13 protein-coding genes are annotated in these 15,150 nt (G+C 70.7%); 7 read left to right on the top strand and 6 right to left on the bottom strand.

Features of this window, described 5'->3' with window-relative positions:
* The first annotated feature begins 56 nt into the window (after positions 1 to 56).
* From M2283_RS05665 to M2283_RS05655, 3 genes are all read left to right on the top strand, one after another.
* On the top strand, positions 57 to 1,655 hold the full coding sequence (locus M2283_RS05665) for a purine-cytosine permease family protein (protein ID WP_280874910.1): 1,599 nt from the start codon (positions 57 to 59) through the stop codon (positions 1,653 to 1,655).
* Positions 1,652 to 2,347 (top strand): alpha/beta fold hydrolase, encoded by a 696-nt coding sequence (locus tag M2283_RS05660; RefSeq protein ID WP_280874909.1) that lies wholly within the window; start codon positions 1,652 to 1,654, stop codon positions 2,345 to 2,347. Before M2283_RS05665 ends, M2283_RS05660 begins: the two co-directional genes overlap by 4 nt.
* 115 nt (positions 2,348 to 2,462) lie before the next feature.
* On the top strand, positions 2,463 to 3,632 hold the full coding sequence (locus M2283_RS05655) for a lactate 2-monooxygenase (protein ID WP_280874908.1): 1,170 nt from the start codon (positions 2,463 to 2,465) through the stop codon (positions 3,630 to 3,632).
* A gap of 126 nt (positions 3,633 to 3,758) precedes the next feature.
* Here the strand turns inward: M2283_RS05655 and M2283_RS05650 are convergent, their stop codons facing one another.
* The 3 genes from M2283_RS05650 to M2283_RS05640 form a co-directional block, all read right to left on the bottom strand.
* Complete coding sequence (locus M2283_RS05650) at positions 3,759 to 5,372, bottom strand: RICIN domain-containing protein (RefSeq protein ID WP_280874907.1); 1,614 nt, start codon at positions 5,370 to 5,372, stop codon at positions 3,759 to 3,761.
* Between the two features lie 513 nt (positions 5,373 to 5,885).
* On the bottom strand, positions 5,886 to 6,263 hold the full coding sequence (locus tag M2283_RS05645; protein WP_280874906.1) for a toxin Doc: 378 nt from the start codon (positions 6,261 to 6,263) through the stop codon (positions 5,886 to 5,888).
* Between the two features lie 3 nt (positions 6,264 to 6,266).
* Positions 6,267 to 6,512 (bottom strand): hypothetical protein, encoded by a 246-nt coding sequence (locus M2283_RS05640; protein WP_123996220.1) that lies wholly within the window; start codon positions 6,510 to 6,512, stop codon positions 6,267 to 6,269.
* A gap of 146 nt (positions 6,513 to 6,658) precedes the next feature.
* Here M2283_RS05640 and M2283_RS05635 point away from each other — a divergent pair, with 146 nt between their 5' ends.
* Positions 6,659 to 7,153, top strand: coding sequence for a methylated-DNA--[protein]-cysteine S-methyltransferase (locus tag M2283_RS05635; protein WP_280874905.1), 495 nt, complete (start codon positions 6,659 to 6,661; stop codon positions 7,151 to 7,153).
* A 14-nt stretch (positions 7,154 to 7,167) separates the two neighbouring features.
* Positions 7,168 to 7,890 (top strand): 2OG-Fe(II) oxygenase, encoded by a 723-nt coding sequence (locus M2283_RS05630; RefSeq protein ID WP_280874904.1) that lies wholly within the window; start codon positions 7,168 to 7,170, stop codon positions 7,888 to 7,890.
* Between the two features lie 118 nt (positions 7,891 to 8,008).
* On the opposite strand, the gene M2283_RS05625 is transcribed toward M2283_RS05630, so the two are convergent.
* On the bottom strand, positions 8,009 to 8,638 hold the full coding sequence (locus M2283_RS05625) for a hemerythrin domain-containing protein (RefSeq protein ID WP_280874903.1): 630 nt from the start codon (positions 8,636 to 8,638) through the stop codon (positions 8,009 to 8,011).
* Positions 8,638 to 10,242 (bottom strand): DHA2 family efflux MFS transporter permease subunit, encoded by a 1,605-nt coding sequence (locus M2283_RS05620; protein ID WP_280874902.1) that lies wholly within the window; start codon positions 10,240 to 10,242, stop codon positions 8,638 to 8,640. Before M2283_RS05620 ends, M2283_RS05625 begins: the two co-directional genes overlap by 1 nt.
* Positions 10,243 to 10,409: 167 nt before the next feature.
* On the opposite strand from M2283_RS05620, the gene sigJ reads away from it, so the two are divergent.
* Positions 10,410 to 11,327 (top strand): RNA polymerase sigma factor SigJ, encoded by a 918-nt coding sequence (gene sigJ, locus M2283_RS05615; RefSeq protein WP_280874901.1) that lies wholly within the window; start codon positions 10,410 to 10,412, stop codon positions 11,325 to 11,327.
* Positions 11,324 to 12,856: a cytochrome bc1 complex cytochrome b subunit gene (gene qcrB / locus M2283_RS05610; RefSeq protein WP_280874900.1), complete on the top strand. Its 1,533-nt coding sequence runs from the start codon at positions 11,324 to 11,326 to the stop codon at positions 12,854 to 12,856. The genes sigJ and qcrB overlap by 4 nt, the downstream gene beginning before the upstream one ends.
* Here the strand turns inward: qcrB and M2283_RS05605 are convergent.
* On the bottom strand, positions 12,801 to 15,044 hold the full coding sequence (locus M2283_RS05605) for a glycoside hydrolase family 9 protein (RefSeq protein WP_280874899.1): 2,244 nt from the start codon (positions 15,042 to 15,044) through the stop codon (positions 12,801 to 12,803). The genes qcrB and M2283_RS05605 overlap by 56 nt on opposite strands.
* Between the last annotated feature and the right edge of the window lie 106 nt (positions 15,045 to 15,150).

Below are 15,150 nucleotides of genomic sequence, written 5' to 3'. Positions count from 1 at the left end.
ACCGCCCACCGCGCCGACCCCCGCGCTCCACGCCCGTAGCCCCGCCGGAGCCTGCCTTGTCGTCCCTGCCCTCGAACTCCCCCGCCGCGCCGCCCCCGTCCCTGACCGAGGTGGAGACCCACGGCGTCGAGCGCATCCCCGACGCGGACCGTACCGCGACCCCGCTCGACCTGTTCCGGCTCGCCTTCGGCGGCGCCAACACCTTCTCCACCTGCGTGCTGGGCGCCTTCCCGATCCTGTTCGGCCTCTCTTTCTGGCAGGGGCTCGCGGCCACCCTCCTCGGCGTCGTCGCGGGCGCGCTGATCCTGTGCCCGATGGCGGTGTTCGGCCCGGTCAACGGCACCAACAACGCCGTCTCCTCGTCCGCGCACCTCGGTGTGCACGGGCGCGTGGTCGGCTCCTTCCTCTCCCTCCTGACGGCGATCGCCTTCTTCTCGATCTCGGTGTGGAGCTCGGGCGACGCCCTGGTCGGCGGCGCGCACCGGCTCTTCGGCCTGGCGCGCAGCGACCTCTCCTACGTCGTCGCCTACGCGCTGTTCGCCGTACTGGTCCTCGCGGTGTGCGTGTACGGCTTCCGGTTCATGCTGTTCGTCAACAAGGTCGCGGTGACCTCGGCGACGGTGCTGTTCCTGGTCGGCGCGTTCGCGTTCGCCGGCGACTTCGACCCGTCGTACGCCGGTGCCTTCACGGACTCGGCGGACGCGGCGACCCAGTCGCTGTTCTGGCCGTCGTTCATCGGCGCGGCCCTGATCGTGCTGTCGAACCCGGTGTCGTTCGGCGCGTTCCTCGGTGACTGGTCGCGCTACATCCCGGCGAGCACCCCGCGCCGCCGGGTGGTCGGCGCCGCGTTCCTGTCGCAGATCGCGACCCTGGTGCCGTTCCTCTTCGGCCTGACGACCGCGAGCATCATCGCGGCGAAGGCCCCCGAGTACGTCGACCCGGCGGCCCCCGACTTCGTCGGCGGACTGCTCGCGATCTCGCCGACCTGGTACTTCCTGCCGGTGTGCCTGCTGGCGCTGATCGGCGGCATGTCGACGGGGACGACCGCGCTGTACGGGACCGGCCTCGACTTCTCGTCGGTGTTCCCACGTCTCTCGCGCGTGCAGGCGACCGTGCTGGTCGGCGTGCTGTCGATCGCGTTCATCTTCATCGGCCGGTTCGGCCTCAACCTGGTCCAGTCGATCTCGACCTTCGCCACGATGATCATCACCTGCACCACGCCGTGGATGGTCGTGATGATGCTGGGCTTCTTCACCCGGCGCGGCTGGTACGACCCGGACGCCCTGCAGGTCTTCAACCGCCGTCAGCGCGGTGGCCGTTACTGGTTCGCGCACGGCTGGAACTGGCGGGGCATGACCGCCTGGTGGGTGTCCGCGGTGATCGGCGTGCTCTTCACCAACATCCCGGGCCAATTCGTCGGACCGCTCGGCGATCTGGCCAATGGCGTCGACATCAGCCTGCCGCTGTCCCTGGTGGTGGCCGCGGTGCTGTTCCTGTCGCTGCTGCGGCTCTTCCCCGAGCCCCGGGCGGTGTACGGGCCCGAGGGCGCGCGACTGGTCCGGACCGTGGAGGTGCCGGTGCCGCCGATCACGGGTCCGGGCGCGGAAGCCGACGAGGGGCCGGTGTCAGACCCCTCCGCTACGTTGCGGACATGACTCATTTCGTGTTGGTGGCAGGCACCTGGCTGGGTGCGTGGGCGTGGGACGAGGTCGCGGACGGGCTGCGCGCGGCCGGGGACGAAGCCCATCCCCTGACCCTGACGGGACTGGCCGAGAAGCGGGGGATCCCGGCCGGGCAGCACACGCACGTCCAGGACATCGTCGCCGAGGTCGAGCGCCTCGACCTGCGCGATGTGGTCCTGGTCGGACACAGCTACGCCGGTGTGCCCGTCGGTCAGGCGGCCGAGCTGATCGGGGACCGGCTGCGCGGAGTCGTGTACGTGGACGCGAACATCCCCGTCGACGGAGAGTCCTTCCTGGACGGCTGGCCCAGCGAGCAGGTCCGCAAGTCGATCGACGAGCACGACGGCTTCTGGCCGCCGCTCGACGCGGACGAGTACGCGGGCCAGGGGCTCACGGACGAGCAGATCGCCCGGTTCGCCACCGACGGCACTCCGCACCCCGGCGCGACGCTCACCGAACCGGCGGTGCTCAGCGGCTCCCTGGGTGACCTGCCCTCGACATACGTGAAGTGCCTCCTGGACGGGGAGGAACCGCCGCCTTCCGTGGCCGAGTTGCTGCGGGGCGAGCGGTGGGAGCTGGTGAACCTGGACACCGGCCACTGGCCGATGTTCTCCCGGCCGGCCGAACTGGCCCGGATCCTGCACGAGTCGGGCACCGCGCGCTGACGCCCACCACACGCTGACTCCCATCGCGGGTCCGCCCCGGGGCTCGGACCTGCGCCTACCCGCCAGTATCGTTCGGGTGCAGCGCGTTCTCAGCGTCGAGAGGCGGGATGTACCCATGGGCAGGCACTGGGCGGACTTCCAGTACGAGATCTATCTCAACGGGATGTCGGGGGCCGTGCCGCGGCTGCCCACCGACCTCACGCGGCTTGAGGAGGTCACCGAGCAGCGGCTCGGCCCGGGTCCGGTCGGCTATGTGGCGGGCAGCGCCGGTGACGGCAGCACGGCGCGCGCGAACCGGGCCGCCCTGGAGCGGCGCCGGATCGTGCCGCGCATGCTGCGGGACGTGCACGAGCGGGATCTGTCGGTCGAGGTGCTCGGCCGCCCCCTGCCCGCACCGCTGGCTCTGGCGCCGGTCGGCGTGCTGTCGATCATGCACCCCGACGCCGAGTCGGCGGCGGCCCGGGCCGCCGCCGCGCAGGGGGTGCCGTTCATCCTGTCCTCCGCGTCCAGCACTCCCATGGAACAGGTCGCCGAGGCGATGGGGGACGCCGAGCGCTGGTTCCAGCTGTACTGGCCGAAAGACCCGGAGGTGGCGCGGAGTTTCCTGAGCCGGGCGAAGGCGGCCGGGTTCACCGCGCTGGTCGTCACGCTGGACACGCCGTTGCTGGCCTGGCGTCCGCGCGATCTCGACCAGGCCTATCTGCCGTTCCTGCACGGCGTGGGGACCGCCAACTACTTCTCCGACCCGGCCTTCCAGGCGGGCCTCGCCAAGCCGGTCGCCGAGGACCCGAACGCGGCGGTGATGCACTTCGTCGGCGTGTTCTCGGACCCCGGAAAGACCTGGCCGGACCTGGCGTTCCTGCGCGAGAACTGGGACGGCCCGATCGTCCTCAAGGGCATCCTGCACCCCGACGACGCCCGGCTCGCCGCCGACGCCGGGATGGACGGCGTGGTCGTCTCCAACCACGGGGGCCGGCAGGTGGCCGGGTCCGTGGCGGCGGCCGACGCGCTGCCCCGGGTGGTCGAGGCGGTCGGCGACCGGCTGACCGTCCTGTTCGACAGCGGCGTCCGCACCGGCGACGACGTCTTCAAGGCCCTCGCGCTCGGGGCGCGGGCGGTGCTCGTGGGGCGGCCGTACGTCTACGGGCTCGGCCTCGACGGACAGGCGGGCGTCGAGCACGTGATCCGCTGCCTGCTGGCCGAGTTGGACCTCACTCTCGCCCTCACCGGACATTCCACGCCCGCCACGATCGGCGCCGCCGACCTCGTCGAGGGATCCGCGTGACCACCTCCCCGTAGAACCCGTAGAACGTCCTCGCGGTCGTCGCCCCGCACATCGGCGGGGCGACCCGCGAGGCGTCACATCACCCGCGCCGGGCCTGCCCCCGCCGTCGGCACCGCCCCAAGTCGCCTACGCCGTCCGGCCGTTCAGATCCACCGGCTGCTGTGCGGGCGGTTCCTCGGTCTTCGTGACCGCGAGCGAGCCGGGGCTCGCCGTGGTCGTCGCGTCGGTCACCCAGCGCTGCCCGGTGGAGCGGTCCCGCACCTTGAGGACGATGTCGGCACCGGGGTCGTCGGTGGTGGCGGCGAGGGCGAGCTGGTCGTCCCAGCGGGGCAGCACCTCCCCCTGCACGGTGAAGTCGTAGCGGACGTCGTCGCCGCGCTTGGCCTTCTCCTCGGCGCAGGTGCCGAGGACGACGACACCGGCGTCCACGTGCGAGTCCAGGCACAGATCGGGGTCGGCCGCGCTGCGCAACAGCCCGTCGTCGCCGTACGACCACTGCTGGGTCCGGACGTCGGAACAGGCCGCCAGTTCGGCGCCGGCGCCGGCCCGTACCGTGCCCTTGATGTCGAGGCACAGGTCGGCCGCCGCGTTGCGCAGCCTGGAGCGGCCACCGGCGGTGGGAAGTTGGGCGGTGCCCGGCGACGACTGGGTCCCCGCGCTCGGTGACGTGCCGCCGCTCGCGCTGGTGGAGGCGGCCGGGTCGACACCGTCGTCGTGGGACCACATTCCGGCGGCGACCAGCGTCACGATCACCCCGAGCGAGACGACGCCCACGCCCGTCAGCAGCGTCCGCGAGGCTCTCGGTGATCCCGGCGGGCGGCGCAGGGGCAGGGTGATGCGGGGCAGGACACGGTGGCGTCCGCCGCCGTGCCGGCCGACGCTGCGCGCGCCGCGGGACTCCCCCGGCGTACGCCCGGGGCGGGAGTCCAGGTAGCGGCGGGCACCCCAGCCCAGTACCGCCTCGGCCAGGAGCACCCCCAACCCGCCCTCGAAATGGCCCAGTTGTTCGGCGGCGAAACGGCAGTAGCGGCACACCGACAGATGTTGCTGGACATCCGGCAGCAGAGTGCCGCCCCGGCGCAGCGAAACGTCCAGGAGGCGGCTGTAGTAGCCGCATTCCTTGGACGGAGCGAGTTCCCGATGGGCATGTACACAACCCTCGCGGAGTTTTTCCCGCGCCTGTTCGAGTGCCGCCGACGCGGTGTCGGTATCCATGCCGAGCAGTCCGGCGGGAACGGAAATCGACTCCGCCTCGACCTCGGTGTGCCACAGCAGACACCGGGCGAGTCCGGGAAGAGCCTGAAATGAACGCTCGGCCAGCTTGCGGTTATCGGGCGTCATCGACTTGGCGTCGCGCATACCGCGCCCGCCGGCGGGTTTCTGCAACTGCGGCAGAACCGCGGATATTCGGGGCTCGGCGGACCACACCCGGGCCGTGTCCCGCACGGCCACCAGGATCCGGGGGCGCAGCGCGACACCGGGCTCGCCAAGAGCCAGCCGGTCCAGGACCTGGTGGAAGGCGGCCGAGGTCACCATGGAGACGACGTCGCCCGAGGAGGCGAGGCAGATGGACCCGTAGTCGTGGGCCGACGGCCAGTGCCGCGCCATGAGCAGCGCGACGGAATGGGTGACCTCACCGTCGGGACGGCCGCCGAGCATGGCGGCGAGGTTCTCGTCGGATTCTCCGGGAACCCCGCCGGGCGGCGGGTAAGGGGGCTGAGGGGGGTGGGGGGTGGACACGGAGCGGATTCCTTCCCACACATGGGGCACGTGAGCGGTGACCGCCGAAAGGCCCCCTGTGGTGCATACCTTCTGGACGGCGAACACGAGGAGCGTGAAATTCAGCTACGTCCGTCCGACCCGGATCCCCATAGGTCGAACGAGGCCCGGCCATTACCCCCCGCACAGGTGGTTCACCCTTGCACAACACACTCATCACCAACAAGGCACTTGGGCAACATCGACCTCATTGAACGGAAGTCTGATACGGCGGCAACTCGGTTCGTGTTCGCCACCATTCGGCATTCCCTGCGCCCCGTGTGAAACACATGCACGCGCCGGAGCGCCACGCGCGCTCCCCACGTGGTGCGCCCGCGTAGTCAGATGGGACCGGCCCTTCTCGGAGGCCCGGCGCGGAACGGCGGCTCTCCCGCGCCCATCCGGGCCGCCGACCTTGTTCCTCCCGCCCTCGGTCGGCGGCCCCGGGACCGGCACACCTCTCCCCCGGGCCCGAAAGCCTCGGATCTCCGCGTCTCAGATCTGCCAGGAACGCAGCCGGTCGGCCGCTCCGTAGACGTCGGTCTTGCCGGACATCAGATCCCGGGCGAGATCGACGAGAGCGCCGTAGGGCGGGTCGATGCCGACGTCGCTGACGAACATGTAGGCCACGGCCGTCGCGCAGGCGAAGCGGGCGTTGGCCGACGGCAGGGGCTTGAGCAGGGCCAGGGTGTGCAGCAGCGCGGCGGCCCGCCAGGCGGGGTCGGAGTCCGTGCCGAGGCGCGGCGGATCGACACGGTGGCGGGCGACGGCGGCGACCAGGGCGGAGAAGTCGTTGATCGTGGGCTGCTCGGGCAGAACTTCTTCGTGCCGCTGGAGCAGCCAGGGCACGTCGATGTGCAGGACAGGTGCCATCGGTCAGGCGACCCGCCCCTCGCCGGCCGCGGGTGGTTCGTCGTCGGGGAAGGCTGCGGCGAACTCGTCGGCATGGGTGGCGAAGAACCGCCGGAACGCCTCCGCGCCCTCCTGCAGAGCGCGGTGCCTGGCGATGTCGGCCGCGGCCGCCTCGCGCACGAGCGCCTTCATCGACGTACCGCGTTCCTTGGCGATCTGCCTCAGATCCTCTAGTTCACGATCGCTGAACTCCACATTCAGAGCTGGCATGCGCTTACGGTACCGCCGGGGTACTCGATCGTAAATACTCCCTGCTCACAGCGGATGCGACAAGGTACCGTCAAGAGTCGCACCGGCGTGAGGACCATGTCCGAATCCCGCCGGTTCCGGGCCGCTCGGCGCAGCAGACTGGAGCCATGGAAACGACGTACACGACCATCGACAGCCCGCTCGGGGAACTGCTGCTCGTGGGCGAGGGCTCGCGGCTCATCTCGCTGTCCATGCCGGGGCAGCGGAACGCGCCCGCCGTCCGTGCGGAGTGGCGCCGGGACGACGCCGCGTTCGCTGAGGCAGCCCGGCAGCTCTCCGACTACTTCGCCGGCCGCCGCACCGACTTCGAGCTCGAACTCGCCCCTGCGGGCACGGAGTTCCAGCAGCGGGTGTGGCAGGCGCTGGACGACATCCCGTACGGCTCCACGACGACGTACGGGCAGCTCGCCGAGCGACTCGGTGTGCCGCGCGCCGAAGTCCGGGCCGTGGGTGCCGCGGTGGGCGCCAACCCGCTTCTGCTCGTCCGCCCCTGTCACCGGGTGATCGGCGCCGACGGCTCGATGCGCGGCTACGCGGGCGGTGTCGAGCGCAAGGTGCGGCTGCTCACGCACGAGGGTGCGCTTCAGCCGACCCTGCTGTGACGGGCGGAGACACCATGTCCCTCACCCCGACTCAGGCCCGCAGGCGCGCGGCCGACACCGACTGGGCGGCGCTCGCCGCCGAGCTGGACGCGTATGGCAGCGCGCCGACCGGGCCGCTGCTGACGCCCGCCGAGTGCGGCGATCTGGCCGCGCTGTACGAGAAGCCGGAGCTGTTCCGGACCACCGTCGACATGGCACGGCACCGGTTCGGGTCCGGCGAGTACCGCTACTTCACCCACGATCTGCCCGCTCCGGTGGCCGCCCTGCGCGCGGCTCTCTACCCGCGGTTGCTGCCGGTCGCCCGTGACTGGGCGGCCCGGCTCGGTCGTCCGGCACCCTGGCCGGACGACCTGGAGGAGTGGCTGGAGATGTGCCACGCGGCCGGTCAGGACCGGTCGGCGCAGATCCTGCTGCACTACACAGAGGGCGACTGGAACGCCCTGCACCGGGACGTGTTCGGCGACCTGGTCTTCCCGCTCCAGGTGGTCGTCGGTCTCGACGCGTACGGCGCCGACTACACCGGCGGCGAGTTCCTGATGGTGGAGCAGCGGCCGCGGGCCCAGTCCCGGGGCACCGCGACCGTGCTGCCGCAGGGCCACGGGTTGGTGTTCACTACCCGGGACCGGCCGGTGCGGGGCAGCCGTGGCTGGTCGGCCGGGGCTATGCGGCACGGGGTGAGTGCGGTTCGCTCCGGCCGGAGGCGCGCTCTGGGCATGGTCTTTCACGATGCGGCCTGAACACTCTGGCGGAAGTGCCATGCCGTCGGTCGTCTGCCGCGTCATTGTGGCTGGTCGCGCGGTTCCCCACGCCCCTTACGGGGCGTGATGGAACCGCACGTGCCTTCGTTCGGCCTGCTCAGTGATCGCCCCACAGGCCCTTCCTGCGGTAACCGCCCTCCCAGAACAAGCGGTTGAGGACTCGGACCGGGGGTGGCATGGCGTTCAGGAAAGCGGCTCGGTCGGTCTCCGGGGCGCCGTCGACGACCCAGGGCACGAACACCGCGGCGCCGCGCAGGCCCTGGGTCTCTCGGATGCGGCCGGTGAAGGCGGCCCGGTCGGCGGGGGTCAGCACGTCCTGCATCAGCGGGAGCGCGCTGTCCTCCTCGTGCTTGAGGTGGTCGTCGAGCGTGGCCGTCAACGCCCGTACCAGGTCCGGGAGTTCGGGTGCCTGGTCCTGCAGTGCGGTGTCCACGGCGGCGAGCAGCGGGTCGATGCGGGAGTGCTCGGCCTCCATGTCGTCGAGCAGGGCCAGATCGCGGGGGCGCCCGGCTACGCGGTCCCGCACGCGCGGCCACAGACCGCTGTCCTCGGCGGTGTGGTGGATGTGCAGTTGGTGCGTGAAGTTGTCCCAGCCGGCGCGCACCCCGGGTGTGCCCGCCCGGCCGTCGGCGACGGCCTTCCCCAGGCGCTCCAGGTCACGCCGGAAGGCGTCGTGGGAGGCGTACATGGCGGTGAAGTCGATCTTTTTCGTACGGGTGTCGGTCATCAGGCGGCCTCTTCCAGCTCGGACATGGGCAGGGCGTGCGGGTTGGCGGACGGGCCGCGGTATCGGCGGACGGCGAGACAAGCGAGCGCTCCGGCCAGCAGGACGGCGGCGGACACATACACGGCCAGGCCCATCGCGTCGACGAAGCCGTGGCCGAAGACCTGGCCGCCGAGGGCACGCATGCGCTCGGCGACGTCCTGCGGTACCCCGCGCGGGGTACCGGCCTGCTGCTGGGCGCTGACGTCCGCCTCGGCCCGGGAGAAGGCGCCGACGAAGGAGTCCCGGTAGGCGGCGGGCAGCCCGCCCGCGCTCTCGCGGGCCCGGTCGGTCAGCGCCGAGGACAACTGCGCCTGGAGTACGGCGCCCACGACGGCGCCCGCGAGCACCGAGCCGACCTGCCGCAGCGCGTTGGTGACCCCGGACGCGGCTCCGGCCAGGCCGGCCGGGACGCCGCGCATGACCTCGGCGGTCATGGGGGCGAAGGTGCAGCCGACGCCGAGGCCGGTGAGCAGGAGCGGGAAGGCGATGCTCGGCCAGTTCGAGCCGACGTCCGCGACGGACACCACCCACAGCAGGCCTCCGGCCCAGGCGAGCAGCCCGCCCATCAGGATGAACTTGCCGCCGACCTTGTCGGCGAACGCCCCGGCAGGACCCGCCGTCACGAACGAGCCGAGGGCGACGGGCAGCAGGACCAGTCCGGACTTCAGGGCGCTGTAGCCGAGGACGGACTGGAGGTAGATCGTCAGCGGCAGGAACATGCCGACCACGCCGAACGACACCGTGACGCCGACGAAGTTGATCAGGGTGAAGTTGCGGTCGCGGAAGAGCGAGAACGGGACCAGGGGTTCCTTGGTCTGCTGGCCGCGCTCGTGCAGCAGGAACGCGGCGAAGAACACGCCGGCCAGCACGAACAGGCCCCAGATCCAGCGGTTCCAGTCGTAGCGCTGGCCTTCCGTCAGCCCGAAGGCCAGGCAGAACAGGGCCGTCGAGGCGAGTGCCACGCCGAGGGTGTCGAGGCGGTGGCGGACCGTGCGCCGGCCGCTCGGGATGATCGTGGCGGTCAGCACCAGGACGAGGGCTCCCAGCGGCAGGTTGACGAAGAAGATCCACCGCCAGCCGAGGTGGGTGATCAGGGCGCCGCCGAGGATGGGCCCGAGGGCGCCGGACACCCCGGCGACCGTGCCCCAGATACCCATCGCCACACCGCGCCGCTCGGCCGGGAACACCTCGGCGATGATCGACAGGGTCTGGGGCATCAACAGCGCCGCGCCCAGGCCCTGTACTGCCCGGAACGCGACCAGCTGGGTCGGGTCCTGGGCCAGGCCGCAGGCGAGGCTCGCCAGGGTGAACACGGCGACGCCGGTGGCGAACAGGTTGCGTTTGCCGCGCAGGTCGCCGAGGCGCCCGCCGGTGATCAACAGGACGGCCAGCGCCAGGGTGTAGGCGTTGACGACCCAGAGGATCTGGTCGAGGGACGCGTCCAGATCCGCGCCCAGGTCGGGGATCGCGATGTTCACGATCGTCAGGTCGAGGAGGGTCATGAAGAACCCCAGGGAGAGGGTGATCAAGATCGCCCAGGGGTTGCCGTGCCACTTCTTGAACACGATGTCGACTCCTTACATCAGTCTCGCGTTCAAGAGGGCGGGCCGACCGCCGAGTGTGACGCGACGCCCTTTCTGTGAGGCATAGGTCACATTCGGGCCGTCCGCTGTCACATTCCGACCCCCTGCGCCCCTCGCAGTAGTGAACGCGTCAGCGGGGAGGCCCACCTATGTCCGAAACCCATGTCACCGACGAGGCGACCGATGCCTTCATGGACCATCGGGAGCTGCTGTTCGGCCTCGTCTACAACATGCTCGGCAGCGTCACGGACACCGAGGACGTGCTGCAGGAGACCTGGCTGTCGTGGTCGGGCCGGGGCGCCGACGGGATCACCAACCCGCGCGCCTATCTGGTCCGCATCGCCGTCAACCACGCGCTGCGGCGCCGGACCACGATCACCCGCCGCCGGGAGACCTACGTCGGCCCGTGGCTGCCGGAGCCGCTGGTCGGTGACGACGCGGGCGCCGACGACCCGGCCCTGCGCACCGAGTCCGTGTCGCTGGCGATGCTGGTGGTCCTGGAGTCGCTGACCCCGCTGGAACGCGCGGTGTTCGTGCTCAACGAGGTGTTCGGGTACCCGCACACCGAGATCGCGGACATCATCGACCGATCCCCCGCGGCCGTACGGCAGTTGGCGCACCGCGCGCGGGCTCATGTGCACGCCCGGCGGCCGCTGTACCGGGCGCATCCGCGGGTGCGGCGGGAGGCGACGGAGCGGTTCGTGCGGGCCGCGCTGGGCGGGAACATCGGGGCGCTGCTGGAGATCCTCGCGCCGGACGTCACGGTGTGGACGGACGGCGGCGGCAACCGCAAGCCGGCGGGGCTGCGGCCGGTGCACGGCCGGGACAAGGCGGCCCGCCTCATCACCTCGTTCGGCGCCCGGCGCGATCCGCGGGGCCTGGACCTGCGCTACCGCCGCGTCAACGGCGACGACGCCGTCGTGCTGTTCGAGGGCGACGCCCCGTACGCGGTGATGGTCATGGATCTCACGGCCGAGGGCGACCAGGTCAACGGCGTCTACATCGTCACCAATCCCGACAAGCTCACGCACGTGATCAGGAACGAGAACGACGGGGAGGAAGCGTGACCACGACTCAGGAGGCGTCGAAGGGCGAGCGGGTCGCCGACTGGCTGGACGGCCGGCTCGGCATCCACACCCTGGGCCGGAAGTACCTGCGCAAGGTGTTCCCGGACCACTGGTCGTTCCTGCTCGGCGAGATCTGCCTGTACAGCTTCGTCGTGCTGATCCTGACCGGCGTCTACCTCACCCTCTTCTTCCATCCGTCGATGAACGAGGTGACCTACCACGGCAGTTACGTCCCGCTCAACGGCGTCCGCATGTCCGAGGCGTACGCCTCCACGCTCGACATCAGCTTCGACGTGCGCGGCGGCCTGCTGATCCGGCAGCTGCACCACTGGGCGGCGCTGATCTTCGTCGCGGCGATGCTGACGCACATGATGCGGCACTTCTTCACCGGCTCGTTCCGCAAGCCGCGCGAACTCAACTGGCTGTTCGGCTGGACCCTGTTGTTCCTCGGCCTGTTCGAGGGCCTGATGGGCTACTCACTGCCGGACGACCTGCTGTCGGGCACGGGCCTGAGGTTCGTCAACGGCGCACTGCTGTCGGTCCCGATCGTCGGGACGTATCTCTCGATGTTCCTGTTCGGCGGCGAGTTCCCCGGCCACGACATCGTGCCCCGCTTCTACTCGCTGCACGTCCTGCTGATCCCCGGCGTCATGGCGGCCCTGGTGGTGCTGCACCTCCTGCTGGTCGTCCACCACAAGCACACCCAGTTCGCGGGCCCGGGCAGGACCGAACGCAACGTCGTGGGCACGCCGTTCATGCCGGTCTACCTGGCCAAGGCTGGCGGCTTCTTCTTCCTGGTCTTCGGCGCCCTGACGCTGGTCGCGGGCGTGGCGGCGATCAATCCGGTCTGGGTGTACGGCCCCTTCCGCCCCGACCAGGTCTCCACGGGCGCCCAGCCCGACTGGTATCTGGGCTTCGCGGAGGGCCTGGTGCGCGTGATGCCGGGCTGGGAGATCACCCTGTGGGGGCACACCCTGGTGCTCGGCGTGCTGATCCCGGTCGTCGTCTTCCCTCTTCTGCTGGTCTTCATCGGCGTCTATCCGTTCCTGGAATCCCGGCTCACCGGTGACAAGCGGGAGCACCACCTCCTGGACCGCCCGCGCAACCGCCCCACCCGCACGGCGATCGGCGCGGCCTGGATCAGCCTCTATCTGATCCTGCTGGCGGGCGGCGGCAACGACATCGTCGCCACCCGCCTCCATCTGTCGATCAACACGGTCACCTGGACGGTGCGCGTCGCGGTGTTCGTGCTGCCGGCCGTCGTCTTCGTCGCCACCCGCCGGATCTGTCTGGGGCTCCAACTCCGTGACCGCGAGCTGGTGTTGCACGGCCGGGAGACCGGCCTGATCAAGCGGCTGCCGCACGGTGAGTACGTCGAGGTGCATCAGCCGCTCGACCCGGCCCGCCGCCACACTCTCACCGCCCATGAGCGCCCGGGGGAGCTCATGGGCGGTGAGGCCGACCCGGATCGGGTCAGCCTTGATCGGCGACGAAAGACGCCATCCGGGCAAGGGCCGCGTTCCAGTTGATCGCGGTCTCATTGGTGGACCAGGACTGGATGTCGTCGATGTAGCAGAACTGGCCGACGCAGCCCTGGAGTTTGCTCTGTGCGTAGGGGTCCTGGATGGAGGAGTTAGGCCCGCCGGCGAGGGTGCCCCGCGGCGGGTTCGGGAGGTTCGGGTCCAGCTCGTGGGCGTACCAACGGCTGTGCTGGTTATGGGAGTTGGCTTCGCCGTAGCCGGTGACGTACGACATGTTCAGCGCGTTGCGGCCGAGGATGTAGTCCATGCTCTGCACCGCGCCGTCGCGGAACTCCGAGGCGCCGGTCAGATCGTAGGCGGTGCCGAGCACGACCGCGTTGTTGAGGATCTGGTGGCTGGAGCCCCAGTCGTAGACGTTGTCGGGCGGGGCGTACGGCATGCCGTACGCCTGCGACGTGAGCGTGGACAGATAGCCGTCGGCCCCCTTGACGACGGAGGCGCGCACCTTGTCCCGGCCGGGCAGTCGGCTCGGCACGGTCGCCAGGTCGAGGCGTCCGGCGGCGGCCGTGCGGCCCCAGTCGAAGCCGAGGCTGCCGAAGATGTCTGCCGTGTGGACCGGGGAGTTGAGGACGTAGTCCCTGAACTCCCTGTCCCCCGTGGTGAGATACAGCTCCGCCGCCGCCCAGTAGAACTCGTCGGTCGCGTTCGGGTCGGAATAGGTGCCGCCACCGATGCCGTCACTGTCGGAGGCGTACAGCGCGGGATGGGCGAGGGCCGCGGACCAGGCCTTGCGGGCGGCCGTGAGAGCCTTCGCCGCGAAGGCGCGGTCGTAGGGGCCGTACAGCCGGGCCGCCTGGGCCGCGGTCGCCGCCAGGTTCAGCGTCGCCTGGGTGGACGGCGGGTGCAGCTCGCGCTTCTGCGGGTCGTCACTCGGCAGCAGCGGCAGGCCTGTCCACTGCTCGTCATGGATCTTGTGATGGGCCATACCGGCCAGCGGCTGTCCGTCCGGCACCTGCATCTTCAGCAGGAACTCCAGCTCCCAGCGCGCCTCGTCGAGCACGTCCGGCACCTTGTTGCCGCTCTCCGGGAGCGCGAGGGTGCCGTCGCCGAGCCGGCCGGGGTGCCCGGTGCGGGCCAGCAGGGAGCGTTCGTACGCGCTCAGCAACTCCCAGGTGGCGATACCGCCGTTGACGACGTACTTGCCGTGGTCCCCCGCGTCGTACCAGCCGCCGGTGACGTCGAGCGTGTAGTCGCAGACGCCGGGCTGGCAGGGAACGTTGTAATCGCCTTGATTCGGAGCCGAGTTGAGATGCCCGGCGGCGCGGCCGTACCCCGGGCGCAGGCCGTCGCGGATCGCGGTGCCGCTGCGCTGCGTGTAGTAGTACTTCACCGCGTCGAGCCGCAACTGCTCGTACGCGCTCGTGCCGATGTCGAACGGGCGGCTCGTCTCCCCGTCGGCGACCAGCGTGAAGCCCTTGCCCGGCCTGCGGTAGGCGCCGAAGTCGATCGAGTGGACGTTCTGCCCGGAGGAGACGTCGACGCCGCGCGGCACACTCCAGCCGTGGGCGACCGTGATTCCACCGGCGTTCTTGAGCTGCCACGGCAGCTTCGCGGTCGCGTCGGTCACCAGCGTGGCGTTCTTCGGGCCCGAGGGCAGATAGGCGACCTGGTTGACGCGCACCCGCGGCCCGGTGTCCGGCTCGTACACCTCGGGCGGCACCCCGCCGAGCAGCGACACGTCGTCCATGCAGAACCGCCAGGCGTCGGCACTGCCACCGGCCTGGAAGGCGACCTGCCCCTGGGTGGTGTCGACGGGCGAGGTGAAGGTGTACGCGTAGGTGTCACCGGAGACGCTCAGCTCCGGACTCACCTCGAAGTACGTGTCGTACGGCGCTGCTTGGAGCCCGACGATCGCCCGCACCACGTGTTCCTCGGGCGAACCGCTCGCCGTGAAGGCGAACTTGTACGACTCGCCCTTCACGAGGGTGAGGTCGTTCTGGCCGACGGCGGCGTCCCAGCGGTTGGTGGTGCCGCCCGGCACGTCCGCGCAGAGCTGTCCGCCGGACAGGCCCGCGGTGACGTTGCTCGTCGTCCACCAGGGCTCGGTGGTGGTGTCGAAAGTGCCGTTCTTGAGCTGCTCGACCTCGTCGGCCGCGGCCGGACCGGCCGGCAGCGCGGTGAGCACCGCTCCCAGCAGGGCCGTCAGGGTCAGCAGGGCGGTTCTGCGTCGTTTCACGTCTGGGCTCCTCGGGCGGGAGGGGCGGGTGACGCTCCCTGTCGGTGGGAGCGCTCCCAGATGCGGACGCGACTCATGCTTGTTCGAGCCATGACACTCCGTCAAC

Source organism: Streptomyces pseudovenezuelae (assembly GCF_029892565.1).
In the GTDB taxonomy this organism is placed as follows: domain Bacteria; phylum Actinomycetota; class Actinomycetes; order Streptomycetales; family Streptomycetaceae; genus Streptomyces; species Streptomyces pseudovenezuelae_A.
The sequence above is the reverse complement of the archived record's forward strand: the minus strand, read 5'-3'. Positions and strand labels throughout refer to the sequence as shown.